The sequence below is a fragment of the Franzmannia pantelleriensis genome (assembly GCF_900102875.1).
Lineage (GTDB): Bacteria > Pseudomonadota > Gammaproteobacteria > Pseudomonadales > Halomonadaceae > Franzmannia > Franzmannia pantelleriensis.
This window is the reverse complement of sequence record NZ_FNGH01000013.1, coordinates 1-25665: the sequence shown is the minus strand read 5'-3', so window position 1 is coordinate 25665 and position 25665 is coordinate 1. Positions and strand designations below refer to the sequence as shown.

Here is a 25665-nt window from a genome sequence, read left to right as displayed (position 1 = left end):
GAGTCTCCTGATGCGCTGTGACCGGTACCACTGACCGGCCGTGGGTCGTTATAGGTGTTCCTAAAAGTAACATTTTTTTGTGGAAATGACTTCCATATGCTACCTGAAAATGTCACTGCGGTCTGCCAGGGCTCGACCAAATGATGAAATGCCGCTGTCGCAATATGGCTTGCCGAGCCAGCCGGCGCTAGCATGAGCGTACTAGGGAGGGTTCGATGACCGACTTTGCACCGCTGCAGGCCCTTGGGCCCATCGCGCCGGCCCGCGTGCCCGGCAATACGCCATGGACGCCACATCTCGATCACTATCTCGCTCACTACCAGCTCGCCCCGCTGCTGACCGACCACGTCGGACTGCATGTCGGCTACCTGGATGCGCGCGGTTTTCGCCTCTGGACCCAGGTCTGGTCACCCACGACACCGCGCGGCACCGCCTTCGTGGTGCATGGCTACTTCGATCACCTGGGCCTCTATCGTCACCTGCTCGACCGGCTGCTTAGCGAAGGTTGGCGAGTGGTACTCTGGGACCTGCCGGGGCACGGCCTGTCGAGCGGCGAGCGGGCCACCATCGATGACTTCGACGACTACGGCGAGTGTCTCGTTGCACTGCAGTCCCAGCTCGATGATCAAGGACTGATTCCCAAGCCGTGGGTGGGCATCGGTCAGAGCACCGGCGCGGCAATCCTCGCCACCGATGCGCTGCGCAACGGGCAGACCAGTGAGTGGCACGGACTGGCGCTGCTGGCGCCACTGGTGCGGCCCCTGGGCTGGCCGCAGTCGAGCTGGCTGCACCGGCTGGCCAGCCCCTTTATTACCACCCTGCCACGCAAGTACCGCCCCAACTCCTCGGACAGCGACTTCACCGCCTTTCTGCGTGAGGCCGACCCGCTGCAGGCCGACTACCTGACGCTGACCTGGGTCAGCGCCATGCGGCGCTGGATGCCACAGCTGATCGCGTTGCCAGAGAGCGAGCTGCCGGTGCTGATTCTACAAGGCGAGCAGGACCTGACCGTGGACTGGGCCTGGAACCTCGAGGTAATGACCCGCAAGTTTCCCTGCGCGCAGGTGCACCGTCACCCCGAGGCGCGCCACCACCTGGTCAACGAGGCCGAACCGATTCGCCAGATACTGTTCAACGAGCTGAGTCGCTTTCTCGACCAACTGGTACCCAACGACATTGAGCGGCCCGGCACATGAAACGACGTCCTACCCTTCCAGCAGTGCTGCTCGCACTACTGCTTGGCGGCTGCGCCAGCGCGCCGGACGCGCCCACCCTGCTGCGCCAGGCGCTGTTCGGCCTGGGCGAGACAGCGACCGCGTCGCTACTCAGCGAGCCAGTCTGGACCCGTAATACGCCCGATGTGGTGCTGCTGCTGGCCGCTCCCGACGTCGACGAGAGCCTGGGCATCAGCCAGCCGCGCTTCACCGAAAGCCTAAGCCGGGCACTGCTGGCCCCCAGCGACGGTCCCCAGGTCATCGATTGGACGCCCGAGATGCAGGACAGCGACTCGCGGGACAATCAGTGGCTGCTGGAGACGCGGCTCAGCGCCGACGGCCCGCGGCTGACACTCTCCGACCGCGAGCTGCTGCCCTATGCCCTGCACATGCGCCTGCGCCGCCTGGGTGACAGCGAGCCGCAGTGGGAAGAGACGCTATATGGGGCCTTCGACGCCACCGCACTCTAAAGAGAACCTGGCTCAGAGGGTGTTTACAAATGTCACGAGCGACGGCCAGGCAAGGCGAAATCAGCCGAAAAAGCGGAGTTTACTGGGTGTTAAATGAGCATTTTGAGGCTGATTTCAACGCCGCATGGCCTAGCGCAGTAGTTTGTAAACACCCTCTCAGCCGCCCTTGAGCAGCCGGTCTAGCTGACGATAGCCGATCGCTTCCATCAACTGACGGCGCTCCGGTGGGGCATCGCCGGCGAGGTCGGCGAGGGTAAGGGCTACCCGCAGCACCCGGTGATACGCCCGGGCCGAGAGATTGAGGCGTTCCAGTACCCCGGCCAGCCAAGCGCGGGTGGCCGTATCCAGCGCGCAGGCGGCCTCCAACTCGCGCCCGGGCAGATGGGCGTTGAGCGCTCCGCGCTTGGCCTGCCGCGCGCGGGCCGCCAGCACCCGCTCGCGCACTGCGGCAGAGTCCTCGCCGGGCTGCTGGGAGGTCAGCTGTTCCGGCGGCAGCGCCGGCACCTCGACCTGCAGGTCGATGCGGTCGAGCAGCGGCCCGGAAAGCCGCTGCTGGTAACGCTGGATCTGCGCCGCCGTGCAGTGGCAAGCCTGGCGGGGGTCCCCCAGGTGGCCGCAGGGGCAAGGATTCATGGCCGCCACCAGTTGAAACCGCGCCGGGTAGCGGCGCTGATGATTCGCCCGCGACAGCGAGATCGTCCCCGACTCCATGGGTTCACGCATCACCTCCAACACGCTGCGCGCGAATTCCGGCAATTCGTCGAGGAACAGCACGCCGTGATGGGCCAGCGAGATTTCGCCGGGCCGCGGCTTGGAGCCGCCGCCGACCAGGGCCACGGCGCTGGCAGTGTGGTGCGGGGTACGAAACGGCCGCCGCCCCCAGTCGTCGGTGAGCGGTAGCCCGATCACCGAGCGAATCGCCGCTACCTCCAGCGCTTCGTCCTCCTGCAGCGGCGGAAGAATCCCCGGTAGACGGCTGGCCAGCATGGTCTTGCCGGTTCCTGGTGGGCCGGCCAGCAGCAGGTTGTGTGCACCGGCCGCAGCGATCTCCAACGCCCGCCGCGCCTGCTGCTGGCCGCGAACCTCAGCCAGATCCATGCCGCTGGCCACGCTATCCAGCGGTCGCGGTTCGGCATGATGCGCCTCCAGGCGCTGCTGGCCCAGCAGATGCGCCACTACTTCCAGCAGATGCTCCGCCGGCAGTACCTCGAGCCCAGTGGCCAGGGCCGCTTCGTCGGCATTGGCACGGGGTACGATCAGCGTACGCCCGGCACGGCGCGCGGCCAGCGCCACCGGTAGCACCCCGGTGACCGGACGCAGCTTGCCGTCCAACGCCAGCTCGCCGAGGCACTCGACCGTCTCCAGCGCCTCGCCCGGCACCTGCCCCGAGGCCACCAGGATGCCCAGCGCAATCGGCAGATCGAAGCGCCCGCCTTCCTTGGGCAGGTCGGCGGGCGCCAGGTTGAGGGTGATACGGCGGGTAGTAGGAAACTCGAGGCCGGCGTTGAGCAGCGCACTGCGCACCCGCTCACGACTCTCTTTCACTGCCGCTTCGGCCAGCCCCACCAGGGTCAGGCCCGGCAGGCCGTTGGCCAGGTGCACCTCGACCAGCACCTCCGGCGCGTCGAGCCCCAGGCTGGCCCGGGTATTGATGATGGCAAGCGTCATGGCGGTCCCTCGCCGATAGAGTGGCGTCGTCTCAGCGCGTGGGCTCACCACCGCCGGCATCCTCGGCGGGCGGGGTGTCGACGGTTACCTCGCGAGCGCTTTCGTCGCTGGTCGCCGCGTCCTGGTCGAGCGCTGCTTCCAGGGTAGCGACCCGTGCTTCCAGTGCTTCGACGCGGCTGCGGGTGCGCTGCAGCACATCCATGAGAATATCGAAATCCTCGCGGGATACCAGTTCGAGGCGCTCGCAGGCGCCACGCACCACCTGTTGCACGCCCTTGTGGATCTCCTCCGGCGCCTGGGAGGCGCCCTGCAACCGCTCCCCCAGCTCGCGGGCCAGGCGGCCAAATCGGTCTTGATGGCTCACGTGATTCTCCTCGTCGTTCAGCGGATATGCCTTCGCCTAAGCATACGCAAGCTGTCAGCGGCACGCATGCCCAGCTGACGCCCCATTATGTGGCGCGCGACTTTTCTTGCGGCGCCATTTTGGTGCAAAGCCCCCTCAACGCCCCCATCGCGACTTTGCAATGTGGTGCATACCAACACTTACTCGACTGATTAAAAAGAAAAATACAAACCCTGGCACGCTTCACGCTATGTCCTAATCAGGCGCAAGCCGATTTGCACGCCTCAACCCCTTTCATTCGGGAGATTCGGGATGAAACTCATTACCGCCATTATCAAGCCATTCAAGCTGGATGATGTCCGCGAAGCGCTGGCAGACAACGGCGTTCAAGGCATCACCGTGACAGAGGTCAAGGGCTTTGGCCGCCAGAAGGGTCACACCGAGCTGTATCGCGGCGCTGAATACGTCGTCGACTTCCTGCCCAAGGTCAAGGTCGAGATCGCCGTCGACGACTCGCGCGTCGAAGGCGTTCTCGATGCCATCCGAACAGCAGCCAACAGCGGCAAGATCGGCGACGGCAAATTGTTCGTTACGCCTCTGGAAGACGTTATCCGCATTCGTACCGGTGAGCGAGGCGCCGACGCGGTGTAAACGAGGCCTAGCGCTTAGCACAAGTACGCAGGTATCAAAAAAATGACGCTCACCGCGGACACTTACGAGGCCCGCAGCACGACAAGGGCTCAGGAGAACACCCAATGACAGAATTAGCAGAGCTGACATACGCGCTCGACACCTTCTATTTCCTTATCTGTGGCGTACTGGTCATGTGGATGGCCGCCGGCTTCTCGATGCTCGAGGCCGGGATGGTACGCTCCAAGAACACTGCCGAGATTCTGACCAAGAACATCGCACTGTTCGCCATCGCCTGCACCATGTACTTGCTGGTCGGCTACTACATCATGTACTCCAGCGCCGGCGGCGGCTTCCTGCCAAGCCTGGGCTTTCTGATCGGTAGCGAGAACACTCTCGATGCCATCACTTCCGGTGATGCGGATGCGCCCTACTACTCGATGCGTTCCGACTTCTTCTTCCAGGTCGTGTTCGTGGCGACCGCGATGTCGATCGTCTCGGGCGCCGTGGCCGAGCGCATGAAGCTGTGGGCCTTCCTGGCATTTGCCGTGGTCATGACCGGTGTCATCTACCCGATCTCGGGTTACTGGACCTGGGGCGAAGGCTGGCTCGACGCGCTGGGCTACTCCGACTATGCCGGTTCCGGCATCGTGCACATGGCAGGCGCTGCCGCCGCCCTGGCCGGCGTGCTGGTACTTGGCCCGCGTAAGGGCAAGTACGGCAAGGACGGCGCGATCTACGCCATCCCCGGCGCCAATATGCCGCTGGCGACCCTGGGTACCTTCATCCTGTGGATGGGCTGGTTCGGCTTCAACGGCGGCTCCGAGCTGAAGATGTCCGATGGTATCTCGGCCAACAACGTAGCCCAGGTGTTCGTCAACACCAACGCCGCGGCCGCCGGTGGCGTACTCGCCGCCCTGGTCCTGGCCAAGCTGTGGTTCCGCAAGGCCGATCTCACCATGGCACTGAACGGTGCCCTCGCCGGCCTGGTGGCGATCACCGCCGAGCCGCTGGCCCCCTCCGCGTTTGGCGCCACGCTGATCGGTGCCGTGGGTGGTGCTATCGTGGTGGCCTCCATCGTCAGCCTCGACAAGCTCAAGCTCGACGACCCGGTGGGTGCCATCTCGGTACACGGTGTCGTGGGTATCTGGGGTGTGCTGGCGGTACCGCTATCCAATGCCGACGCGTCCTTCGGCGCCCAGATCATCGGCATCATTGGCATCTTCGCCTGGGTCTTCGCGGCTAGCCTGGCAGTATGGCTGGTGCTCAAGGCCATCATGGGCATCCGTGTCAGCGAAGAAGAAGAGTACGAAGGCGTCGATATCGCCGAATGCGGCCTCGAAGCCTATCCCGAATTCAACATCGCCAAGAAGTAACGGCGATACACCGAGTGAGCTGGCGTGCTCCCCTGGCCCCCTACGGGGGGCCTTTTTTCATATCTGGCCGGGCGGTGTATGCTTGTAGCATATAGCGCTTGAACCAGGGGGCCCGCCCCACCCACAGGATGCGAGGAGAAAGACCATGAAACTGGTGACTGCCATCATCAAGCCGTTCAAGCTCGACGACGTTCGCGAATCACTCTCCGAGATCGGCGTGCAGGGCATCACCGTGACCGAGGTCAAGGGCTTCGGCCGTCAGAAGGGCCACACCGAGCTGTATCGTGGCGCCGAGTACGTGGTCGACTTCCTGCCCAAGGTGAAGCTCGAGGTCGCCGTCGACGATGCCATGGCCGACAAGGTCATCGATGCAATCACCAGCGTGGCCAACACCGGCAAGATCGGCGACGGCAAGATCTTCGTCTCGCCGCTGGAGCAGGTCATCCGCATTCGTACCGGCGAGACCGGCAAGGACGCGGTCTGACAGCTCGAAGCCAAATAGCATCACTACCGCTGGTGTAATGGAAAACCCCCGTAGCCCAGGCCACGGGGGTTTTCTCTTCTGGCTTCCAGCCGCGCAGCGGCGCTCTTACAGCTCCCGGCGAAGCCGGGTCATTTCTCGACGAACGCGCGCTCGATCACATAGTCCCCGGGCTCGCCCATACGCGGCGAGATATTGAAGCCCAGATCGTCGAGCAGCGCACTGGTCTCATCGAGCATCGCCGGGCTGCCGCAGATCATGGCGCGATCCTGCTTGGGATCGAGGACCGGCAGGCCGGTATCCTCGAACAGCTTGCCATGGCGGATATGGTCGGTGAGACGTCCGGTGGTATGGAAGTCCTCACGGGTCACGGTCGGGTAGTAGACCAGTTTCTCGGCAATTTCCTCACCAAGGTACTCGTGGGCTGGCAGCTCCTTGGTGATGAAATCGGCGTAGGCCAGCTCGCTGACGGTACGAACGCCGTGGATCAACACGATCTTTTCGAAGCGCTCATAAGCCTCAGGATCTTGGATCAGGCTCATGAACGGCGCCAGCCCGGTACCGGTAGAGAGCAGATAGAGGTTGCGACCCGGCAGCAGGTCGTCGGTGACCAGAGTACCGGTGGGTTTGCGGCTGACCATGATCTGGTCGCCAACCTTGAGGTGCTGCAGGCGCGAGGTCAGCGGGCCATCCGGCACCTTGATGCTGAAGAATTCGAGGTGGTCCTCGTAGTTGGGGCTGGCGATGGAGTAGGCACGCATCAGCGGCTTGCCGCCCACCTCGAGGCCGATCATCACGAACTGGCCGTTCTTGAAGCGCAGGCTGCGCTCGCGAGTGGTGCGAAAACTGAACAGGGTATCGTTCCAGTGGTGAACGCTAAGCACTTCTTCCAGCGCAAACTTGCTCATGATGGGCTCCCGGGGGACGATGATTCGAATATTCCATTGGCGCATAAGGCGCCGGTGAATTTATGCCATGTAGTTTAATCGCCGGGCACATATCTGTTAAATGGGTTGTATGAATAAAGCTTATCTATAATGTAGATATGCAGCGTCGCGCCGCCCGGGAGCCCTGAGATGCGCTATACCCTACGTCAGTTGGAAGTCTTCGTTGCCGTCGCTCAGCATGAGAGCGTGTCGCGCGCGGCCAGCGCGCTGGCGCTGTCGCAGTCGGCGGCCAGCACCGCCCTTGCCGAGCTGGAACGCCAGTTCGACTGCCAGTTGCTCGACCGGATCGGCAAACGCCTCAAGCTCAATGCGCTGGGCTTTCAGATCCTGCCCAAGGCGGTCGCCCTGCTCGACCGCGCCGAGGAGATCGAGGAGCTGCTGCGCGGTCAGCGTGGCATCGGCTCGCTGGACGTCGGCGCCACCCTGACCATCGGCAACTATCTGGCCACGCTGTTGATCAGCGACTTCATGCAGCGCCATCCGGACAGCCGCGTACGCCTGCAGGTCCGCAATACCAGTGCGATCATCGAGCGCATCGTCCAGCACGAGCTGGACATTGGCCTGATCGAGGGCGACTGCCAGCACGAGGACGTTGTGATGCAGCCTTGGGTGGAGGATGAGCTGGTAGTGTTCTGCTCGCCGCGCCATCACTTGGCCGACGCCGGCAGCCTGGATATGGATCGGCTACTGCGTGAAAACTGGATCATGCGTGAGCCGGGCTCGGGCACCCGGCTGACCCTGGAACATGCCGCGCGGCATCGCCGCGGACGCTTCAACACGCTGCTCGAGCTCGAGCATACCGAAGGCATCAAGCGCGCCGTGGAGTCGGGGCTGGGGATCGGCTGCGTGTCGCGGCTGGCGCTGCGCGACGCCTTCCGCCGCGGCAGCCTGGTGCCGCTCGCCACGCCGGAGCTCGACCTCAAGCGCCAGTTCACCTTCATCTGGCACCGCCACAAGTACCTGACCACCGGCATGCGCGAATTTCTCAAGCTATGCCGGCATATGACCGCCGGCATCGCCCGCAGCGACGAGATCGAACTGCCCTATATTCCCTAGGGCAGCATTCCATCGGCCCGCATCCGGCCGCGCCTAGCGCTGCCTCTCGAGCAGCGGCGTTGCGTCGCCCTGCTCGGCGAGGGTGAAGGCGCCGACGGTGTCGTTGAGTCGCCCGGCCTGATCCTTGAGCTGCTCGGCGGCACTGGTCGACTCCTCGACCATGGCGGCGTTCTCCTGAATCATGCGGTCGAGTTCGGCCACCGCGATATTGACCTGACCGATCCCTTCGCTCTGCTCCCCCGCCGCCGAGGTGATCTCGCCCAGCACGTCGGTCACCCGGGCAATGCTGGCCACGATCTCGTCCATGGTCTCGCCGGCGGTTCGCACCAGCTGGGTACCGCTGTCGACCTTGTCCCGCGAGCGCTCGATCAGCGTCTTGATCTCCCGTGCAGCGTCGGCGCTGCGGCTGGCCAACTGGCGCACCTCGCCGGCCACCACCGCGAAGCCGCGGCCCTGCTCGCCGGCCCGTGCCGCCTCCACCGAGGCGTTCAGCGCCAACAGGTTGGTCTGAAAGGCGATACCATCCATGACAGTGACGATCTCGCCGATCTGGCGCGACGACTCGGTGATCTCGTCCATGGTGGAGACCACCTGGGTTACCACCTCGCCGCCGCGACCGGCCACGTCGGAGGCCGACTGCGACAGCTGATTGGCCTCGCGGGCCGACGCCGCAGTGTGCTCCACGGTACTGGTGATCTCCTCCATCGAGGCGGAGGTCTGCTGCAGGCTCGAGGCGGCATTCTCGGTGCGCCGCGACAGGTCCTGACCGCCGTGGGCGATCTCACTGGCGGCGCTGTTGACCGCCTCGCTGCTGCCGCGCACGTCGATCAGCACCGCCTCCATCTTGGCCACGAAGCGGTTGAAGGCGGCAGCGATCTGCGCCACCTCGTCGCGGCCCTCCTCGGGCAGTCGCTGGGTCAGGTCGCCATCCCCAGAGGCGATGTTGTTCATCGCGTCGCGGGCCACCTGCAAGCGTCGAAACATGACCTTTAGCAGAACGCCCAGCAACACGCTGGCCATCAGTGCCACCAGTGCCAGCGTGATCAGCGAGCTGGTCAACACGCCGCGTAGCCCGGCGGTGGCCTCGCGCTCGTCCAGGGCGATAACCAGCAGCCAGTCACTCCAGGACGCGACGGGCTGTGCCTGTAGCAGACGTGGGCGCGCATCTATCGTCAAAGGGCGCGGCGCATTGCGCTCGAGCAGCGCCTGCAGGTAACCGGTATTCAACTCAGCGGCCAGGTCAGTACTTGGCGCTAGAATCTTGTCCGCATCGGAATGCGCGACCAGCGTGCCATCGGTAGAGCTCAGGAAGGCGAAGCTGGAGGGAGTGGGAGCAATGGCGGCGACGCTCTCCACCACCTCGTCAATGGCGATGTTACCGCCCACCACGGACGCCAGCGAGCCGTCGCGGTAGAAGGGTTGTGCAATGGTTACCACCAGTTGGTCGGTGCCGGCATCCATGTAAGGCTCGGTAATGACCGTTTCGCCGGATGACTTGGCCTGCTGATACCAGGGGCGCTCACGCGGATCGTAGTCAGCGGGCGGCTCCCAGCCATCCGACGAGACCATATGGCCACTACGCTCATCAGCGACGTAGGTGGCGAGAAAGCCACCCGAGGCCTCTAGCTGCAGCAAGGCATCCATCGGCGCATCGCTTTGGGCCCCGGACTCGACGGCCTGAAGCATGGCAATACGCGCCGCCAGCCACTCATCGATGGCACTGGCATTACCGCTAGCCACGGCGTTCAAATTACGGGCAATCTGCTCGTCGTTATGCGACTTGAGAGTAAGATAGCTGGCCACACCGTTGACGATCAGTGCCAGGACGATCACTGCCAGGGTGGTGATCAGAATGCGGGCTCGCAGGGAAGATAGCATGGGGCGTTCTCGCTGACCGTGAGTCAAGACTCGACGGCGCATGGTCACCATGCGCCGACGTGGAGCTCACACTATCGGCAATCGCGCCCCGAACTTTATACTAACGTCGCAGCGTCATCAGCGCAGGTCGCTGACGGCCTCCTGAATATCGCCCAGCGTAGCCTTGGACAGATCCTTGGAAAGCGAATGAATTACCCGCTTGGCGGTCGGGCCATCGAGCTTGTCACGCAGCAGTCCGAGAAACTTGGGCGGCGCAACCAGAATGAGTTTCTCCAGGGTGTTGTCGACCCGCGCCTGATAGAGCCGCTCGGCCACCTGTTTGGCAAACAGCTCCGCCTGGTGCTGAGAGGCGGTATTTTCGCCCCCGGATGAGCGCGAGGTCGTCGACATCGATTCATGCACATCGGCGCCGTTGTCAGTGACCAGATCCCCCTCATGAAGGCGACCTTCGGCGTGTACTAGACTCTCCTGCTCCTGCAGCGTCAGCGCATCGCGTGTAAATAGGCGCGCCCTGGCTGCGTCTGCCACTACGATATAGGTGGTCATCGTGTCTCCTTGGCGATTGCCCTGGGTATGGCGATCGGCGGCCATCCGCCGACCTCGTATTGAGCGTGGCAAGGCCACCGGATGCGGTCAACCGCCCGTCTAAGAACTGACGCCGGCGGCTAACTGGGGTAGCATCTGAGCGCCGGCACGGAAGTCGGCGCAACCCGCGCGCATCTCTGCGCTCGCTTACCAGGAGGTTTGCCTTCATGCGTCAGTTCCTGTTTCCCCGTGCGCCGCTGGCGCGCGCTACGCTGCTGTCATGTCATCTGCTGCTGCAAATTGGCCTGGTGGCCTGCACCGCCCTGTGGTTGGCTCCACAAACACCGTGGCTGAGTGGGGCCGCCTGGGCCGAGGCGTGGCCTACCCTGGCGCTAGGCGGCGGCGCACTGCTGTTGGCGATGGTCGCACTGCGCCTGCTGGCCGAACTGTGGCTACTACCCCACCACCTCGGCCAGTCACGCGGCGGATTTGCCCCCAGTGCGGTGATGACTCGCTCCTTCGAGCGCCGCCCGGCCGTCCACGACACCCAGGAGGCCTGGACCAGCCAGGCCCGCGAGGTGCAGGTCGAGGAGGGGGTTGTCGGTACGGCCCGGGTCACCCGGGCACGCCGCCGTGGCGTCGACGAGCCAACCCTCGATCTTGCCACCTCCGGCGCAGCACCGGAAGCGACGACGCGGCAGGAGCCGCGGCTATAGCGCTACAGCACCTTGCCGCGCAGCAGGCTGGTAATGGCCTCGCCGATCAGTACCAACACCACGATGGCGATCAGGATGGTCGCCACCGTGGGCCAGGCGAAGGTGTCGATGGAGCCCTGCAGGATCACCCCGATACCGCCAGCCCCCACCAGTCCCAGCACCGTCGACTCGCGAATATTGATGTCCCAGCGCAGGATCACAATGGCGAAGAACGCCGGCATCACCTGAGGCACGATGGCGTAGGCGATCACCTTGGCCTTGGAGGCACCGGTTGCCTCCATCGCCTCCACCGGCCGGCGGTCGATCTCCTCGATCGCCTCGCCCATCAGCTTGCCGATGAAGCCGATCGAGCGAAACATGATCGCCAGAATGCCCGCTAGCACTCCGGGGCCGAAGATGGCCACGAACAGCAGCGCCCAGATGATGGTATTGACCGAGCGGCTGGAGACCAGGATGAAGCGACCCAGCCACAGGCAGAAGCGGTTGGGGGTGGTGTTCTGCGCGGCGATATAGGACACCGGCAGCGCCACGAAGATGGTCAGCAGGGTCGCCAGCGTCGCGATATGCACCGTCTCGACCATCGCGTTGAGGATCGCCGCCAGGCCACTGGGATCCGGTGGCCACATGCGCGCCCCGAGACTCGATATCTGATTGGGCGCATCCCATACCCAGGGCCAGAAGATATCAATATCGCGCACCGCCCAGTACACCACCATCAGGGTGACGAGTAGCACGGCGTAGCGAATCAGACGCTCGCGGCGGTCGTAGCGCTGCCAGACCCGATCGGCCAGCTCACCGGCGTGATCTACCATATCTTCTTCCTTACCCAGCCGCTGATGCCCTCGCTGACCAGGATCACCGCGATGATGGTCAGCAGGATGGCGAACGCGAAGTCGTAGTCGTAGCGCCCAAAGGCATTCATCAGGGTGCCACCGATCCCCCCCGCACCGACGATGCCAACCACCGCCGAGGCGCGCAGGTTGCTGTCAAGTTGATACATCGAGAGCCCCACCTGGCGCGGCAGGATCTGCGGAAAGACGGCATAGAACAGCGTTGCCATGTAGCCCGCGCCGGTGGCACGCATCGCCTCCACCTGCCCCCAGTCGATCTCCTCGATCTCTTCGGCGAGCAGCTTGCCGACGAAGCCGATGGAGTAGAGCGTCAGTGTCAGAATCCCGGCCAACGGGCCGAAGCCCACCGCGGCGACGAACAGAATCGCCACGATCACCGGATGGAAGCTGCGCGACACGATGATCACCGCGCGACCGAACAGATAGACCGGCAGCGGCGCGACGTTGCGCGCTGCCATCACCGCGAAGGGAATCGACAGCGCAACCCCTAGCAGGGTTGCCAGGATGGCGATCTGGAAGCTCTCCTTGAACCCGGTCAGCAACAGCCCGCCGCGCTCGAAGCTCGGCGGAAAGCCGCCACCGAAGATCCGCGCGGCCCGTGGCAGGCCCTCGCTGATCCGCTCCCAGTTGAATGGCAAGGTACCCAGCGCCCAGATCAGGTACACCACCACTACCAGCCAGAGACCGTAGCGCAACCAGGGGTTGGCAATGAACGGCGGCTTACGCCAGGTCCTGGACGGCGTTACGGCGCCGGCATCAGGCCTGGTCATGGCTCACCCCCTCGCCCACCCGGGTCGGTGCCTCGGTAATCTCATCGTCGGGTGCTTCAATACCGCCATAGATGGCATCCAACGCCTCCTTGTTGAAGTCGGCGGGCGCGCCATCGAAGATCATCTTGCCGTGACGCAGCCCGACGATACGCTCAGTGTAGGTCTTGGCCTGGGCGACGTTGTGAATGTTGATCAGCACCGGCAGTTCGAGCTCGCTGGCCAGGCTCTGCAGCAGGATCATGATCTGCTCAGAGGTGCGCGGGTCCAGCGAGGCGGTAGGTTCATCGGCAAGCAGCACTTCCGGCTCCTGCATCAGCGCCCGGACCACCCCGACCCGCTGACGCTCGCCGCCGGAGAGCTCATCGGCACGCTTGTTGGCATAGTGGGCGATGCCGACGCGCTCCATCAGATGGAAAGCGCGCTCGATATCGGCCTGCGGGTAGCGCCGTGAGATGGCCTGATAGAGACTGACGTAACCCAGTCGGCCGGCCAGCACGTTCTCCATCACCGTTAGCCGATCGATCAGGTTGAAGCCTTGGAAGACCATGCCGATCTTGCGCCGCGCGCGCCGCAGGGCAGCACCGCGCAGCTTGACCAGTTCATTGCCGTTGAGCTTGATCGAGCCCGAGGTGGGCTCTACCAGGCGATTGATACAGCGCAGCATGGTGCTCTTGCCGGCCCCGGAGGCGCCCACGATGGCCACCACGCTGTTGCCCTCGACCGTGAGGTCGAGGCCCTTGAGTACCGCTTCATCGTGGCCATAGCGCTTGACCAGATTGGAGATTTCCAGCATCCGTCACCTCGTCTAGACGATCGCCGTGCCCCGGCCAGCAGGTCGGGGCACGCGCCTTGCGCTACTCCAGGTCTTCGCGGGTATAGCGTACGTCGTTGGCAGCCTGGATGGTGCGGATCATCTCCCAGTTGTCCTGGTAGTTGATGGGCACGAACTTGTCGACGCCCTCGAACTCCTCACCCAGTGCGGTGCCGGCGAAGTCGAAGCTGAAGAACGCTTCTTCGATCTTCTCGACCAGGTCGGGATGCAGGTTGTGAGCATAGTTGTAGGAGGTGGTGGGGAAGGAGTCGGTTTCGAAGATGATCTTGACGTCATCCTCATCGTAGAGGCCGCGGGCCGCCATGCGCTCGACGACTTCGGAGGCCACTGGAGCAGCGTCATAGTCCCGCGCCACCACGCCCAGCATCGACTGGTCGTGGCTGCCGGAATAGATCACCTCGTAGTCCTCGTCAGGCACCACGCCGAGGTCCGGGAATAGCGCTCGCGGCGCCTGGTTGCCGGAGTTGGAGGTCGGCGACGTATGCGCAACGCGTTTGCCCTTGAGGTCCTCCATTTCATTGATGCCGGAGTCGACGTGAGTGTATACCTGCAGGGTATAGCCGAACTGGCCATCGTCGGAGCCCATCAACGCGAAGGGCACGGCACCGGCAAGATTGACCGCAAACGGCGTCGGCCCGGTGGAGAAGCCGGCAATATGCAAGCGCCCGCTGCGCATCGCCTCGACCTGCGCCGAGTTGGATTGCACGGCGAAGAAGCGTACGTCGCGCTCGGTGACCTCTTCGAGGTGGTCGATGAATGGCTGCCAGATATCGGAGTAGATGGCTGGATCTTCCACCGGGGTATAGGCGAAGATCAGGGTATCGGGATCGGCCCATTCGGACTCGTCTGCGGGGCGGTCGGCGACCATATCACCATCTTCATCGCAGTAGATGCTGTCCAAATCGCCGCGGGGGCAGTCTGCCTGAGCGCTGGCCGAGGCCAGCATGGCCAACGGCAGTAGCGATACCAGCGCCAACGAGGCCAGAGGACGTGTCTTGAAAGGTGCCGCCTGGGCGGCGGATACATCCGTCACAACTGTGGTATTTTTCATGGCGTGCCTCATGGTGTTGTTTTTTTATAGGTATGTCTGGGTATAACCGCGTGCATCTTTTCGAAATTCGACATTAGCCGTATAAAATGATTGTTTTCGAAAACACAACCTTCAATCTAGGTTTTATGACAATCGCATGTCAAACACTTTACCCCCCTCCGCGCCGAGCTGGCGAAACCGATACCTGCTGATGCGCCACGGCCACAGTCAGGCCAACCAGCAGGGGCTGATCATCAGCCACCCCGACAACGGCCTGGAGGCCTACGGACTGTCGCCGCTCGGCCAAGCTCAGCTCGAGCAGGTGGTCAGCGAGTGGCACTGGCCGACGCCGACCCGCATCCTACACTCCGATTTCCTGCGCACCACCGAGACCGCCGCCCGGGTCGCCCGTCACTTCGGCCTCGCCATGATGCCGGATGTGCGCCTGCGCGAGCGCCATTTCGGCATCCTGGAGCGCCAGTCCGACCAGCGCTATCCCACGGTCTGGGCGCTGGACGCCAAGGATCCGACACATAGCGAGCATGGTGTCGAGAGCGTCATCAGCGTCGCCCAACGGCTGCAAACGGTGGTCGCGGAGCTCGAGGTAGCACACCGCGACGAGACCATCCTGCTGGTCAGCCACGGCGACCCGCTGCAGATCCTGCTCACCGCCTTGGCCAAACGGCCGCTCAGCGCACACCGCGATCGCCAAGCGTTGACACCCGCCAGCATCACGCCGCTCGGCTGAGTCCTGGCTCTGCTATGATCGCGCTATCACCCGACTCACGAGCCGCCAGCCATGACGGTACCCGCTGCCCCGGATGACAAGCTTCTCCTCGATGCGCTGGCGCGCGGCAGCCGGGCACTGATCGATGCCCATTTCTGGTCCGACGGCGTCGACCAACTCCTCGAGGCACTGGGCCAGGCCTCCGGCGCCAGCCGGGTGTGGATCTTCCAGCTTCTGGAGATCAACGACCAGGGCGTTGTCCAGGACTACGTCTTCGAATGGGCCGCGGCCCCGCGCTACCGTCAGCTAACCCACAAGTGTTTCCGCTTCTTTACGTCGACCTTCGACGATCCCGTCTATTGCCAGCTGGTCAGTGAGCGTCAGCAGGGCGAGGCCCAACGATTTGTGATTGCCGAGATGCCCAACGGCTCCCTGCGTGACAACCTGGAGAGCCAAGGCATCGACTCGATGGTGACCGTGCCGATCATGGTCGACGGGCGGTGGTGGGGCACGCTGGGGATCGACGACTGCGAGCGCGCACTGCGCTGGGAAGGGGCTGGACTGAATGCCCTGCGCGTCGCCGCCGAGCTGATCGCCTCGGCCATCTACCGCCACCAGTTGACCAGTCGGCAGCGCCAGATCGAGCTGCTCCAACGCGTCACCGACTGCGGCATCTGGGAAATCGACCTACAGCGCGGCTCGACCTGGTGCTCACGCAGCCTGCTGCGCACCCTCTGCTACCCAGCGCGCTATGCGCGACTGCCTCTGCGCCGACTGCTGCGCGCCATTGCCGCCGAGGACCGGCAGCGACTTTGGCACATCTTGCGCACGGGCAAGCGTGACAGACAGCACAACTGGCGGCTGGATGTGCGCTTGAATACCGCCAACAGCGTGCTTTGCTGGCATGAGATGGTAATCGAAGCGATCCCCGACGACAGCGGCGGCTGGCGTGGGTTGGCCGGACTGGCCATCGATATCAGCCAGCGCAAGTGGGGAGAGCAGCAGGCGCTGAGTGCCGCCGAGTATGACGATCTGACCGGCGTGCTGAATCGCCGCGGGTTGGGGCGCCATCTCGAAGCGGCGCTGGCTCGTCAGACGAGCCATCATCTGCTGCTGGTCGACATCGACCACTTCAAGCGGGTCAATGATCGCTGCGGTCACCCTGCCGGCGACGCCCTGCTGCGCCTGTTGACGCATCGCATGGCCCGCGAACTACGCCCCGAAGATGGGCTGGCACGACTGGGCGGCGAGGAGTTTGCGCTGGTGGTAAGCGGCATGAGTGACGACGATGTGTGCCGACTGGCCGAGCGCCTACGCCAGCGTATCGACGCCTCCCCCTTTGAGCTCGAGAGCGCGGTCGGCCAGCATGGTCAGGTGTCGATGACGGTGAGCCTGGGCATTGCCAGGCTCACTCGCCACTCGACCCCACACCATTCCCAGGCGTTGGCGACCGCCCAGGCAGACCAGGCGCTTTATGCCGCCAAGCATGCCGGCCGCAATCGCGTGGCGTGCTACTGGTTGATGCCGGACTCAGTGCCCCAGAATCTGACTGAGGAATAGCTGGGTGCGCTCGGACTGCGGGTCGTTGAAGAACGGCTCCGGGGCGTTCTCCTCGATGATCTGGCCCTGATCCATGAAGATCACCCGATCGGCCACGGTCTTGGCGAAGCCCATCTCGTGGGTGACGCAGAGCATGGTCATGCCTTCGTTGGCCAACTCGACCATGACGTCGAGCACCTCCTTGATCATCTCCGGATCGAGCGCCGAGGTCGGCTCGTCGAACAGCATCACCTCCGGATGCATGCACAGCGAGCGGGCGATCGCCACGCGCTGCTGCTGACCGCCGGATAGTTGACCGGGGTACTTGCGCGCCTGCTCGGCGATCTGCACCCGCTCGAGGTACTGCATGGCCCGTGCCTCGGCTTCACGCCGCGGTTTCTTCTGCACCCACATCGGGGCCAGGCAGCAATTCTCCAGCACCGTCAGGTGCGGGAAGAGATTGAAGTGCTGGAACACCATGCCGACGCTGCGGCGAATCTGCTCGATGCGCTTGATGTCCTGGGTCAGCGGCATGCCGCCGACCACGATCTCGCCCTGCTGATGCTCTTCGAGATGGTTGATACAGCGAATCAGCGTCGACTTGCCTGAACCCGACGGTCCGCAGATAACGATCCGCTCACCGCGCCGCACCTCCAGGTCGATATCGCGTAGTACGTGGAAGTCGCCGTACCACTTGTTGACGCCGCGCATCTCGACCATCAGGTCGCCGGCGCCGGACGGGGATTGCATAGCTTGTTCACTCATGATGCCTATCCTGTATGCGGTTCTTGCTGTTGTGGTGGGCGCCGGTCAGCGTTTATGGCCGGTATGCAGCTTGCGTTCGAGATACTGGCTGTAGCGCGACATGCTGAAACAGAAGATCCAGAACATGAACGCCGCGAAGATATAGCCTTCCAGGGCGAAGCCGAGCCAGCGTGAGTCCGACAGCGCCGCCTGGACAATCCCCAGCAGGTCGAACAGGCCGATGATCATCACCAGGGTGGTATCCTTGAACAGCGAGATGAAGGTGTTGACGATGCCGGGAATCATCATCTTCAAGGCCTGGGGCAGCACGATCAGCCCCATGCGTTTCCAGTAGCCCATGCCCAGCGCCGCGGCCGCCTCCTCCTGCCCACGCGGAATGGCCTGCAGGCCTCCGCGCACTACCTCGGCCATGTAGGCACTCTGGAACAGGGTGATACCGATAAAGGCACGGATCAGTCGGTCGACGCTGACCCCGGTGGGCATGAATAGCGGCAGCATCACCGACGCCATGAACAGCACCGTGATCAGCGGCACGCCGCGCCAGAACTCGATGAACACCACGCAGAAGCTCTTGACGATGGGCATCTGCGAACGCCGTCCCAGCGCCAGCAGAATACCGATCGGCAAGGCACCGACCATACCCACCACCGCCAGGACCAGGGTCAGCATCAGGCCGCCCCAGCGATGGGTCTGTACCACCGGCAGGCCGAAGTGGCCGCCGTAAAGCAGGAAGTAGGCGAACACCGGAAAACCGACCAAGGTGACCAGCGCTACCCAGCGCTTGAACGGCAGCCGCGGGATCATCAGCCAGCCGATCAGCCCGGCAAAGGTGGCAAAGGTCAGGTCGACCCGCCACAGCTCGCTACGCGGATAGAGGCCGTAGATGAACTGTGTGAAACGGGCATTGATAAATACCCAGCAGGCGCCCTCGCGTGAGCAGTCGTCGCGGCTGGTGCCTACCCAGTCGGCATTGATCAGGCCCCACTGGATGGTAGGCACCAGCAGCAGATAGAGCAGGTACAACCCGAGCAGCGAGAAGAGGCTGTTGATCGGCCCGCTGAACAAGTTGGCGCGCAGCCAGGCCAGGGGGCCGATGGTGTTGGAGGGCGCCGGTCGCGCCTCAATCATCTTATGGTTGTGAATCATGGCCCGCCCCTATCGTTCGACCAACGCCATGCGGGCGTTGTACCAGTTCATGAACAGCGATACCGACAGGCTGATGGTCAGGTACACCGCCATGGTCATGGCAATGACCTCAATGGCCTGGCCGGTCTGGTTCAGCGTGGTACCGGCAAATACCGAGACCAGGTCCGGGTAGCCGATGGCAGTGGCCAGCGAGGAGTTCTTGACCAGGTTGAGGTACTGGCTGGTGAGCGGCGGAATGATGACCCGCATCGCCTGGGGAATGATCACCAGGCGCAGCACCAGCCCCTGGGGCAGGCTCAGTGCCTGGGCCGCCTCGGTCTGGCCGTGGGAGATGGCCTGGATACCGGAGCGTACGATCTCGGCGATATAGGACGCCGTATAGATCGACAGCGCCAGCCACAGCGCCAAAAACTCGGGGATCACCGTGATACCGCCGCGGAAGTTGAAGCCGCGCAGCTCGGGCACGTCCCAGGTGACCGGCACTCCGGTCGCCACCAGTACCAGCAGTGGCACGCCGAGGATCAGCGCCAGCGAGATCCAGCCGGCCGGAATCCGCTTGCCGGTGGCCTCGTGGCGGCGCTTGTTCCAGACCAGCAGCGCGATACTGGCGGCGATGGCCACGATGAACGCCAGCGGAATCAGCCCGAAACCCGACTCGAATAGGGGCTCCGGCAGGTAGAGCCCGCGCACGTTGAGGAAGATCACCTCACCGAACGCCAGACTATCGCGCGCGCCGGGCATGGCGCGTAGTACCGCGAAATACCAGAAGAAGATCTGCAGCAGCAGCGGGATATTGCGGAAGATTTCGATATAGGCGTTGGCCAGCCGCGCGATCAGCCAGTTGGGCGACAGCCGCGCAATGCCAACGATGAAGCCGATGATGGTCGCCGCCAACACCCCCAGACCACCCACTAGCAGGGTGTTGAGCAGCCCCACCAGGAAGGTGCGGCCGTAGGTACTCTGGGAGGAGTAGTCAACCAGACTCTGGACAATGCCAAAACCGGCGGTGTTATTGAGGAAGCCGAAGCCGGTGGTGATACCGCGTGCGGCCAGGTTGTCCTGGGTGTTGCCGATGATGTACAGCAGCGAGGCGATGACCGCCGCCACCAGCAACGCCTGAAAAATCAGCGACCGCTTGGCGGGGTCGCGCCAGAACGGGGGCTTCGGGCCTACTTGAGAGGCCTTGGGTCGAGCAGACATGAGAATCGTCTCCGCCTGGAGGGGCTGGATGATACGAGCCAGCGTCTGGCGGGCAGTGACACCGCCCGCCAGACGTGGCGTCAACGCGCCGGCCCTGCCGGCGCATCAGGCGGATCGCTTAGCGGATCGGCGGCGCGTACTGGATGCCGCCGTCGGTCCACAGGGCGTTGATGCCACGCTCGATCTGCAGCGGCGAGTCCATCCCGACGTTGCGCTCGAAGCTCTCGGCGTAGTTACCGACCTGGCTGATGATGTGATAGGCCCAATCGGCATCGAGACCCATACCTTCGCCATAGTTGCCGTCTTCACCCAGCAGACGGGCGATGTCCGGATCTTCCGAGCCCAACATTTCATCGACATTGTCGCTGGTGACCCCAAACTCCTCGGCGTTGAGCATGGCGAACAGCGACCATTTGACGATGTTGAACCACTGGTCGTCACCCTGGCGCACGGCCGGACCGAGCGGCTCCTTGGAGATGATCTCCGGCAGCACCATGGCACCATCCGGGTCGTTGAGCTGGATGCGCAGGGCCGCCAGCTGTGAGGTATCCGAGGTCAGTACGTCGCAGCGCCCAGCCTCGAAGCCGCCCACGGTCTGCTCAGAGGTATCGAAAACGATCGGGTCGAACTCCATATCATTGGCGCGGAAGTAGTCGGCCAGGTTGAGTTCGGTGGTAGTGCCGGACTGCACGCAGACCGCCGCGCCGTCGAGCTCCATGGCACTCGAGATCCCCAGATCCGACGACACCAGGAAGCCCTGGCCGTCATAGAAGTTGGTTCCCGTGAAGTTGATACCCAGGGTGGTGTCGCGGGTAGTGGTCCAGGTGGTATTGCGCGACAGCACGTCCACCTCACCCGACTGCAGGGCAGTGAAACGCTCGACGGCGTTGAGCGGCACGTAGCGAACCGCTTCGGCGTCGCCGAATACCGCAGCGGCGACCGCGCGGCAGACATCGACGTCCAGGCCCTGCCACTCACCGGCGTCATCCGGAGACGAGAAGCCCGGCAGGCCATCGCTCACGCCGCACTGCACGGCGCCGCGGTTGACGGTATCTTCCAGCGTCGTGGCCGACGCCATCGCGCTTGCACCGACCGCCAGTACCGTGGCCGAGGTCAGCAGTACCAGCTTGTTGTTCTTGTACATCATGGAGGATCCCCTCACGTAATGGTAAATATATTGGGACATGCGTGCCGCAAGCATGTGCCAAGACCATAGCAAAGAGTGTTCCAACACACGCAGTAACCGGAAATAACATTTATTCAACGCAGAAAAACCAGGCAAAACGCCGGTTCATCCGCACAAGTGCCCTCTCACACGGATAATCGCCTCTTTTTTCATGCACCTGCGTAGTGCATTACTCAACGCTTATCCGCCCTGCCGCACCAAAACGCAATCGCCCCCGACAGCAGCGCTACCGGGGGCGATTTTGAACGAGAGCATCAGACCAGGATCACGACGGCTCAAGCAGCCATCGGCGTAGCCAGGCCAGCACCAGCAAAGCGCTGCCAGCCCCCAGGGTATTGGCCAGGATATCCCAGCCGTCGCCGCCGCTACGGCCAGGCACCGGGATCTGACCATATTCGACGGCGATGCCATAGGCCACCACCAGCGCAAAGGCCCGCAGTTCACGCACCCCAGCCAGCGACACCAGCGCGGCCAGGCCAGCGTAGCCAACGAAGTGGTTGAACTTGTCCCACGGCAGCCGCTGGGGCATCGCGCTGCCCGGCGTCAGGCTACCCACGGCAATCACAAGCGCCGCCAGCAGCGCCAAGCACAACCACAGCCAGCGGCGCTCATGCCAGCGTCGCAGCGCAGCTTTCACGCTCATCTCAGCTGTCCTGGTGGTACGCCGGGCTCAGTTCATGCAAGGCATCCATGAAGGCGGTGACATGATCCGGGTCGGTAAACTGGCTGATGCCATGGCCAAGATTGAAGATATGGCCCTCGCCTGGGCCAAAGCTGTCCAGCACCCGCGCCACCTCGGCACGGATCGCCGGCGGCTTGGCAAACAGCACATTGGGGTCGAGGTTGCCCTGCAGGGCGACGCGATGGCCGACCCGGGCCCGCGCATCGGAGAGCTCGGTGGTCCAGTCCAGGCCCACCGCATCGCTGCCGGCGCTGGCGATCTGCTCCAGCCACTGGCCGCCGTTCTTGGTGAACAGGATCACCGGCACTCGACGCCCGTCATGTTCGCGGATCAGCCCGGCGACGATCTGCTCCATGTAGCGCAGCGAGAACTCGAGATAGGCCGGCGTCGACAGCACGCCACCCCAGGTATCGAAGATCTGCACCGCCTGGGCGCCGGCGCGAATCTGCGCATTGAGGTAGTCGGTGACTGCCGTGGCCAAGGTGTCGAGCAGCTGGTGCATGGTATCCGGGTTGCCGTAGAGCATCGACTTCACATGACGGAAATCCTTGCTCGAGGCGCCCTCTACCATATAGGTGGCCAGGGTCCAGGGGCTGCCGGAAAAGCCAATCAGCGGCACTCGGCCGTTGAGCTCGCGGCGAATGGTGCGTACGGCATTCATCACGTAGTCGAGATCGCGCTCGGCATCCGGTGCCTTGAGCCCAGCCACCGCCTCGGGGGTGCGCACCGGACTGCGAAACTTCGGCCCCTCGCCGGTCTCGAAATAGAGCCCCAGGCCCATGGCATCCGGGATGGTGAGGATATCCGAGAACAGGATGGCAGCATCCAGCGGATAACGCTCCAGTGGCTGCATGGTGACCTCACACGCCAACTCCTGGTTGCGGCACAGGTCCATGAAGCTGCCGGCATCGGCGCGCGACGCGCGGTACTCGGGGAGATAGCGGCCAGCCTGACGCATCATCCATACCGGGGTGCGATCCACCGGCTGTCGGGCCAGGGCACGCAGAAAGCGATCGTTTTGCAGTTCCATGTGGGGCTCTATGCTGACGAATTTGCCCGCATTGTACCCAATGCCACCGCTCGCGGCTTGATTCCTGGCCGCTCCTCCCCCACCTATAGGCATTATTCATCACGCCGTGAGCGATTTGGCCGAAGCTGCTAGAATATTCGCCCACTCGCCGGCCAGGCCGCCGTCACTGCATCGAGGTTCTCCGTGTCGATTCGCTTCATCGCCGCCTCTCAGCTGCCCACCCCCTGGGCCACCTTCACCATGCATGGCTTCGAAGACGATGCCACGGGCAAGGATCATATCGCCTTGACGCTGGGTGAGATCGACGACGGCGCGCCGGTGCTGGGCCGCGTACACTCGGAATGCCTGACCGGCGACGCGCTGTTCTCGATGCGCTGCGACTGCGGCTATCAGCTCCAGGAGGCGCTAAAGCGCATCGCCACCGAGGGCCGCGGCGTGCTGCTCTATCTGCGTCAGGAGGGCCGCGGCATTGGGCTGCTCAACAAGATCCGCGCTTACCACCTGCAGGATCAGGGCGCCGACACCGTCGAAGCCAACGAGCGCCTCGGTTTCGGCGCCGACATGCGCCGCTACGACCTCTGTGTGCCAATGCTCGAGCACCTCGGCGTGGCATCGCTCAAGCTGATGACCAACAACCCACGCAAGGTCGAGGCGCTGACCCGCGACGGCGTCACCATCAGCGAACGCCTGCCGCTGACCACCGGCCTCAACCCCCATAACGAACAGTACCTGGCCACCAAGGCCGGCAAGCTCGGCCATATGATGGCGCTGGGCGATTTCACTAACGCCAGCGATGTGGATATCGAACGCAAGCAGTGACGGCTAGTCGTTGGCAACCTTTTCACGCTCTGCTGCCCGTGCCAGCGCCGGGCGCGACATGCAGCGCTCACGATACGCCTCGAGCTCCAGCGGCAGGCGATTCTTGAAGCGCACGGCCCAGCTCAGGGTATGGCCCATGAACACGTCGGCCAGGGTGAAGCGCCCACCCACCAGCCAGTCATCGCCGTTGAACCGCCTCTGCAGCGCCGCCAGCGCCCGCTGAAACTCCCAGGCTGCCGTCGGCAACACGGCCGGCACGCGTCGCTCGCCGGGCAGCGCAAACTTGTGTTTGCCCTGGGTCCATAGCGGCTGTTCCAGCTCACTGATAACAAAGCTTGTCCACTGATCGACCTTGGCTCGTTCCACCAGCGAGTCGGGCAGCAGACCGCTCGCCTCGCCGTAGCGCTCGGCCAGATAGCGGCAGATCGCCAGCGACTCGAACAGCACCAGTTCGCCATCTTCCAGTACCGGCACCTTGCCATCGGGGTGACGTGCCAGGTGCGCCTCGCCCTGCCCCTCGCCGGCCATCATATCGATGGAGCGGTACTCATACTCGAGCCCCAGCTCCTCCAGGGTCCAGGCAGCCCGCAGTGATCGGGATGAGGGGAAACCGTATAGCGTGATCATCATTGCTCCTTGTTGGCGCTGCCATTGGCAGATGAATACCGCCGAGGCGCATGTTGGCGGCGAATGCCTAGACGCAATCAGCCGCGGGCCGCACGAATCCGCTCATGAGCGTTGCTGATTTCGCTAGTTCGCGCCTGCGCCACTTCTCGCATGCTCTCAGGCAGCCCTTTGCCCGCCAGCTTGTCCGGGTGATTCTGGCTCATCAAACGCCGGTAGGCCTTTTTAATCTCGGCATCGCTGGCATCCTCCGATACGCCAAGCACCCGGTAAGCATCTTTAAGGGCTTCTTCGCTGGCGCCTTGCGAGTTGGCGGCAGCCCCGTGCAGCATGGCTTCGATTTGCTGTACTTCGGCCTCGCTACAGCCCACGCTTCGCGCCACGCGCAAAATCATCTCGTGTTCGGCGGGATGTAGCACGCCATCAGCGGCGATCGCCGACAGCTGGACCTGCAAGAATACCTGGCGCATCACGGACTGATGGCGGGTGAGACGATTCACACTGGCAAGCTCAGCGTCTAAATCGAAGTCGTCGGCTCGGCCGCGCTCAAACGCAGCACGCGCCCTGGTTCGCTGTTCGCCCTTCAGGTGCATCTGGTCGAAGAGCTTTTCGGCAACGCCCAGCTCGCCGTCGGTCACCTTGCCATCCGCCTGGCACAGGCAGCCCATCACCGAAAAAATCGATTCCAGAAAGCGTTCCTGGATACGCATTCGCGCGACATTCAAGCGGCGTTTGAGCTGCCGCCCCAGCCACCAGCCCAAGCCACCACCTACAAGCAGGCCAACGGGGCCGCCAACGGCGAGGCCAATCAGGCCAAATACAATGATCAGAAATAACATGGCGCCATCTAACGAGGCTGTAGAAAAACTCGATTCTGAGTCCTCCCCACCGCCTGTTTTCTGATTTTGTGTACCGCCCACCAAATAGACAAATTTTTTGGGTCAAGGGGCCTAGCTGACCATCTCGGTACCTGGATGATGTCAAAGTCACTCATCACAAGCATTTGGCGGCCACATTTAGGCCTTGTAGCCCCTTTATCACGTGCCTAACCGACCATAATTGGCGAGCTTCTCAATGTTGTGTATTAAGCAGTATAACTGCCACTGACCCTGTACCTTCTTCTTGCCACGAAGCCCGAATCGGTTCAAACGTTTCGTGGT

Annotated in this window: 28 protein-coding genes; 10 read left to right on the top strand and 18 right to left on the bottom strand. The window is 63.4% G+C overall.

What is annotated here, in order from left to right:
* Positions 1–215 precede the first annotated feature (215 nt).
* A complete protein-coding gene (locus BLT16_RS15935; protein WP_089659502.1) occupies positions 216–1196 on the top strand; it encodes an alpha/beta hydrolase in 981 nt (326 codons plus the stop codon).
* Entirely contained in the window at positions 1193–1684 is a 492-nt protein-coding gene (locus tag BLT16_RS15930) for a hypothetical protein (RefSeq protein ID WP_089659501.1), read from the top strand. Before BLT16_RS15935 ends, BLT16_RS15930 begins: the two co-directional genes overlap by 4 nt.
* Before the next feature lie 156 nt (positions 1685–1840).
* Here the strand turns inward: BLT16_RS15930 and BLT16_RS15925 are convergent, their stop codons facing one another.
* Together BLT16_RS15925 and BLT16_RS15920 are read right to left on the bottom strand one after the other, a co-directional pair.
* Entirely contained in the window at positions 1841–3352 is a 1512-nt protein-coding gene (locus tag BLT16_RS15925) for a YifB family Mg chelatase-like AAA ATPase (protein ID WP_089659500.1), read from the bottom strand.
* Positions 3353–3383: 31 nt separating this feature from the next.
* Complete coding sequence (locus BLT16_RS15920; RefSeq protein WP_089659499.1) at positions 3384–3716, bottom strand: accessory factor UbiK family protein; 333 nt, start codon at positions 3714–3716, stop codon at positions 3384–3386.
* A gap of 291 nt (positions 3717–4007) precedes the next feature.
* Between BLT16_RS15920 and BLT16_RS15915 the strand changes: the two genes are divergently transcribed.
* The 3 genes from BLT16_RS15915 (at position 4008) to glnK (ending at position 6185) form a co-directional block, all read left to right on the top strand.
* Complete coding sequence (locus tag BLT16_RS15915; protein WP_076746022.1) at positions 4008–4346, top strand: P-II family nitrogen regulator; 339 nt, start codon at positions 4008–4010, stop codon at positions 4344–4346.
* A gap of 104 nt (positions 4347–4450) precedes the next feature.
* Entirely contained in the window at positions 4451–5701 is a 1251-nt protein-coding gene (locus tag BLT16_RS15910; protein WP_089659498.1) for an ammonium transporter, read from the top strand.
* Positions 5702–5846: 145 nt separating this feature from the next.
* Positions 5847–6185 (top strand): P-II family nitrogen regulator, encoded by a 339-nt coding sequence (glnK, locus tag BLT16_RS15905; protein ID WP_076746020.1) that lies wholly within the window; start codon positions 5847–5849, stop codon positions 6183–6185.
* Between the two features lie 128 nt (positions 6186–6313).
* On the opposite strand, the gene BLT16_RS15900 is transcribed toward glnK, so the two are convergent.
* The gene (locus tag BLT16_RS15900; RefSeq protein ID WP_089659497.1) at positions 6314–7090 is read right to left on the bottom strand and encodes a ferredoxin--NADP reductase; all 777 of its coding nucleotides are present in this window, start codon (positions 7088–7090) and stop codon (positions 6314–6316) included.
* Positions 7091–7258: 168 nt separating this feature from the next.
* Between BLT16_RS15900 and BLT16_RS15895 the strand changes: the two genes are divergently transcribed.
* The gene (locus BLT16_RS15895) at positions 7259–8185 is read left to right on the top strand and encodes a LysR family transcriptional regulator (RefSeq protein WP_089659496.1); all 927 of its coding nucleotides are present in this window, start codon (positions 7259–7261) and stop codon (positions 8183–8185) included.
* Positions 8186–8218: 33 nt separating this feature from the next.
* Here the strand turns inward: BLT16_RS15895 and BLT16_RS15890 are convergent, their stop codons facing one another.
* On the bottom strand, positions 8219–10063 hold the full coding sequence (locus BLT16_RS15890; RefSeq protein ID WP_089659495.1) for a methyl-accepting chemotaxis protein: 1845 nt from the start codon (positions 10061–10063) through the stop codon (positions 8219–8221).
* Positions 10064–10180: 117 nt separating this feature from the next.
* On the bottom strand, positions 10181–10609 hold the full coding sequence (locus tag BLT16_RS15885; RefSeq protein WP_089659609.1) for a host attachment protein: 429 nt from the start codon (positions 10607–10609) through the stop codon (positions 10181–10183).
* Between the two features lie 206 nt (positions 10610–10815).
* Here BLT16_RS15885 and BLT16_RS15880 point away from each other — a divergent pair, with 206 nt between their 5' ends.
* A complete protein-coding gene (locus BLT16_RS15880; protein ID WP_089659494.1) occupies positions 10816–11304 on the top strand; it encodes a hypothetical protein in 489 nt (162 codons plus the stop codon).
* Between the two features lie 2 nt (positions 11305–11306).
* Here the strand turns inward: BLT16_RS15880 and phnE (BLT16_RS15875) are convergent, their stop codons facing one another.
* The 4 genes from phnE (BLT16_RS15875) to phnD form a co-directional block, all read right to left on the bottom strand.
* Positions 11307–12116 carry a phosphonate ABC transporter, permease protein PhnE gene (gene phnE / locus BLT16_RS15875; protein WP_089659493.1) on the bottom strand — a complete coding sequence of 270 codons (810 nt, stop codon included), beginning with the start codon at positions 12114–12116 and terminating at the stop codon, positions 11307–11309.
* On the bottom strand, positions 12110–12925 hold the full coding sequence (gene phnE / locus BLT16_RS15870; RefSeq protein WP_089659492.1) for a phosphonate ABC transporter, permease protein PhnE: 816 nt from the start codon (positions 12923–12925) through the stop codon (positions 12110–12112). The genes phnE (BLT16_RS15875) and phnE (BLT16_RS15870) overlap by 7 nt, the downstream gene beginning before the upstream one ends.
* Entirely contained in the window at positions 12912–13718 is an 807-nt protein-coding gene (gene phnC / locus BLT16_RS15865) for a phosphonate ABC transporter ATP-binding protein (RefSeq protein WP_089659491.1), read from the bottom strand. Before phnC ends, phnE (BLT16_RS15870) begins: the two co-directional genes overlap by 14 nt.
* Positions 13719–13779: 61 nt before the next feature.
* The gene (phnD, locus tag BLT16_RS15860; RefSeq protein ID WP_422717934.1) at positions 13780–14703 is read right to left on the bottom strand and encodes a phosphate/phosphite/phosphonate ABC transporter substrate-binding protein; all 924 of its coding nucleotides are present in this window, start codon (positions 14701–14703) and stop codon (positions 13780–13782) included.
* A gap of 241 nt (positions 14704–14944) precedes the next feature.
* On the opposite strand from phnD, the gene BLT16_RS15855 reads away from it, so the two are divergent.
* Both BLT16_RS15855 and BLT16_RS15850 read left to right on the top strand, forming a co-directional pair.
* Positions 14945–15535: a histidine phosphatase family protein gene (locus BLT16_RS15855; RefSeq protein WP_089659489.1), complete on the top strand. Its 591-nt coding sequence runs from the start codon at positions 14945–14947 to the stop codon at positions 15533–15535.
* A gap of 51 nt (positions 15536–15586) precedes the next feature.
* Positions 15587–17074, top strand: a complete 1488-nt coding sequence (locus BLT16_RS15850) for a sensor domain-containing diguanylate cyclase (protein ID WP_089659488.1) — start codon at positions 15587–15589, stop codon at positions 17072–17074.
* On the opposite strand, the gene BLT16_RS15845 is transcribed toward BLT16_RS15850, so the two are convergent.
* The 6 genes from BLT16_RS15845 to hemE form a co-directional block, all read right to left on the bottom strand.
* Complete coding sequence (locus BLT16_RS15845) at positions 17045–17773, bottom strand: amino acid ABC transporter ATP-binding protein (RefSeq protein WP_089659608.1); 729 nt, start codon at positions 17771–17773, stop codon at positions 17045–17047. The two genes, BLT16_RS15850 and BLT16_RS15845, sit on opposite strands and share 30 nt — an antisense overlap.
* A gap of 90 nt (positions 17774–17863) precedes the next feature.
* Entirely contained in the window at positions 17864–18964 is a 1101-nt protein-coding gene (locus BLT16_RS15840) for an amino acid ABC transporter permease (protein ID WP_089659487.1), read from the bottom strand.
* A gap of 9 nt (positions 18965–18973) precedes the next feature.
* Positions 18974–20164, bottom strand: a complete 1191-nt coding sequence (locus tag BLT16_RS15835) for an amino acid ABC transporter permease (RefSeq protein WP_089659486.1) — start codon at positions 20162–20164, stop codon at positions 18974–18976.
* A 118-nt stretch (positions 20165–20282) separates the two neighbouring features.
* The gene (locus BLT16_RS15830) at positions 20283–21308 is read right to left on the bottom strand and encodes an amino acid ABC transporter substrate-binding protein (RefSeq protein WP_089659607.1); all 1026 of its coding nucleotides are present in this window, start codon (positions 21306–21308) and stop codon (positions 20283–20285) included.
* 307 nt (positions 21309–21615) lie between these two features.
* Positions 21616–21993 (bottom strand): VanZ family protein, encoded by a 378-nt coding sequence (locus BLT16_RS15825; protein ID WP_089659485.1) that lies wholly within the window; start codon positions 21991–21993, stop codon positions 21616–21618.
* A gap of 1 nt (position 21994) precedes the next feature.
* Entirely contained in the window at positions 21995–23062 is a 1068-nt protein-coding gene (gene hemE, locus BLT16_RS15820; RefSeq protein ID WP_089659484.1) for a uroporphyrinogen decarboxylase, read from the bottom strand.
* 183 nt (positions 23063–23245) lie between these two features.
* On the opposite strand from hemE, the gene ribA reads away from it, so the two are divergent.
* Positions 23246–23881, top strand: coding sequence for a GTP cyclohydrolase II (ribA, locus tag BLT16_RS15815; RefSeq protein ID WP_089659483.1), 636 nt, complete (start codon positions 23246–23248; stop codon positions 23879–23881).
* Positions 23882–23884: 3 nt separating this feature from the next.
* On the opposite strand, the gene BLT16_RS15810 is transcribed toward ribA, so the two are convergent.
* The 3 genes from BLT16_RS15810 to BLT16_RS15800 all read right to left on the bottom strand — a co-directional run.
* Positions 23885–24508, bottom strand: coding sequence for a glutathione S-transferase family protein (locus tag BLT16_RS15810; protein ID WP_089659482.1), 624 nt, complete (start codon positions 24506–24508; stop codon positions 23885–23887).
* Positions 24509–24585: 77 nt separating this feature from the next.
* Positions 24586–25344 carry a co-chaperone DjlA gene (gene djlA / locus BLT16_RS15805; RefSeq protein WP_089659481.1) on the bottom strand — a complete coding sequence of 253 codons (759 nt, stop codon included), beginning with the start codon at positions 25342–25344 and terminating at the stop codon, positions 24586–24588.
* A gap of 198 nt (positions 25345–25542) precedes the next feature.
* Positions 25543–25665 (bottom strand): transposase (locus BLT16_RS15800; protein WP_143025086.1); only part of this gene is annotated, 123 nt, incomplete at its 5' end.

Bases quoted from the DNA above. Each gene is read 5' to 3' on its own strand.
- phnD (WP_422717934.1), bottom strand. From the start codon at position 14,703: ATGCTGGCCTCGGCCAGCGCTCAGGCAGACTGCCCCCGCGGCGATTTG.
- hemE (WP_089659484.1), bottom strand. From the start codon at position 23,062: ATGGAACTGCAAAACGATCGCTTTCTGCGTGCCCTGGCCCGACAGCCG.
- BLT16_RS15890 (WP_089659495.1), bottom strand. From the start codon at position 10,063: ATGCTATCTTCCCTGCGAGCCCGCATTCTGATCACCACCCTGGCAGTG.
- BLT16_RS15855 (WP_089659489.1), top strand. From the start codon at position 14,945: ATGTCAAACACTTTACCCCCCTCCGCGCCGAGCTGGCGAAACCGATAC.
- BLT16_RS15835 (WP_089659486.1), bottom strand. From the start codon at position 20,164: ATGTCTGCTCGACCCAAGGCCTCTCAAGTAGGCCCGAAGCCCCCGTTC.
- BLT16_RS15845 (WP_089659608.1), bottom strand. From the start codon at position 17,773: ATGGTCGAGATGCGCGGCGTCAACAAGTGGTACGGCGACTTCCACGTA.
- BLT16_RS15810 (WP_089659482.1), bottom strand. From the start codon at position 24,508: ATGATCACGCTATACGGTTTCCCCTCATCCCGATCACTGCGGGCTGCC.
- glnK (WP_076746020.1), top strand. From the start codon at position 5,847: ATGAAACTGGTGACTGCCATCATCAAGCCGTTCAAGCTCGACGACGTT.
- BLT16_RS15830 (WP_089659607.1), bottom strand. From the start codon at position 21,308: ATGTACAAGAACAACAAGCTGGTACTGCTGACCTCGGCCACGGTACTG.
- phnE (WP_089659493.1), bottom strand. From the start codon at position 12,116: ATGGTAGATCACGCCGGTGAGCTGGCCGATCGGGTCTGGCAGCGCTAC.
- BLT16_RS15910 (WP_089659498.1), top strand. From the start codon at position 4,451: ATGACAGAATTAGCAGAGCTGACATACGCGCTCGACACCTTCTATTTC.
- BLT16_RS15880 (WP_089659494.1), top strand. From the start codon at position 10,816: ATGCGTCAGTTCCTGTTTCCCCGTGCGCCGCTGGCGCGCGCTACGCTG.
- BLT16_RS15895 (WP_089659496.1), top strand. From the start codon at position 7,259: ATGCGCTATACCCTACGTCAGTTGGAAGTCTTCGTTGCCGTCGCTCAG.
- BLT16_RS15915 (WP_076746022.1), top strand. From the start codon at position 4,008: ATGAAACTCATTACCGCCATTATCAAGCCATTCAAGCTGGATGATGTC.
- BLT16_RS15840 (WP_089659487.1), bottom strand. From the start codon at position 18,964: ATGATTCACAACCATAAGATGATTGAGGCGCGACCGGCGCCCTCCAAC.
- BLT16_RS15925 (WP_089659500.1), bottom strand. From the start codon at position 3,352: ATGACGCTTGCCATCATCAATACCCGGGCCAGCCTGGGGCTCGACGCG.
- BLT16_RS15930 (WP_089659501.1), top strand. From the start codon at position 1,193: ATGAAACGACGTCCTACCCTTCCAGCAGTGCTGCTCGCACTACTGCTT.
- BLT16_RS15935 (WP_089659502.1), top strand. From the start codon at position 216: ATGACCGACTTTGCACCGCTGCAGGCCCTTGGGCCCATCGCGCCGGCC.
- phnE (WP_089659492.1), bottom strand. From the start codon at position 12,925: ATGACCAGGCCTGATGCCGGCGCCGTAACGCCGTCCAGGACCTGGCGT.
- phnC (WP_089659491.1), bottom strand. From the start codon at position 13,718: ATGCTGGAAATCTCCAATCTGGTCAAGCGCTATGGCCACGATGAAGCG.
- djlA (WP_089659481.1), bottom strand. From the start codon at position 25,344: ATGTTATTTCTGATCATTGTATTTGGCCTGATTGGCCTCGCCGTTGGC.
- BLT16_RS15900 (WP_089659497.1), bottom strand. From the start codon at position 7,090: ATGAGCAAGTTTGCGCTGGAAGAAGTGCTTAGCGTTCACCACTGGAAC.
- BLT16_RS15885 (WP_089659609.1), bottom strand. From the start codon at position 10,609: ATGACCACCTATATCGTAGTGGCAGACGCAGCCAGGGCGCGCCTATTT.
- BLT16_RS15825 (WP_089659485.1), bottom strand. From the start codon at position 21,993: ATGAGCGTGAAAGCTGCGCTGCGACGCTGGCATGAGCGCCGCTGGCTG.
- BLT16_RS15850 (WP_089659488.1), top strand. From the start codon at position 15,587: ATGACGGTACCCGCTGCCCCGGATGACAAGCTTCTCCTCGATGCGCTG.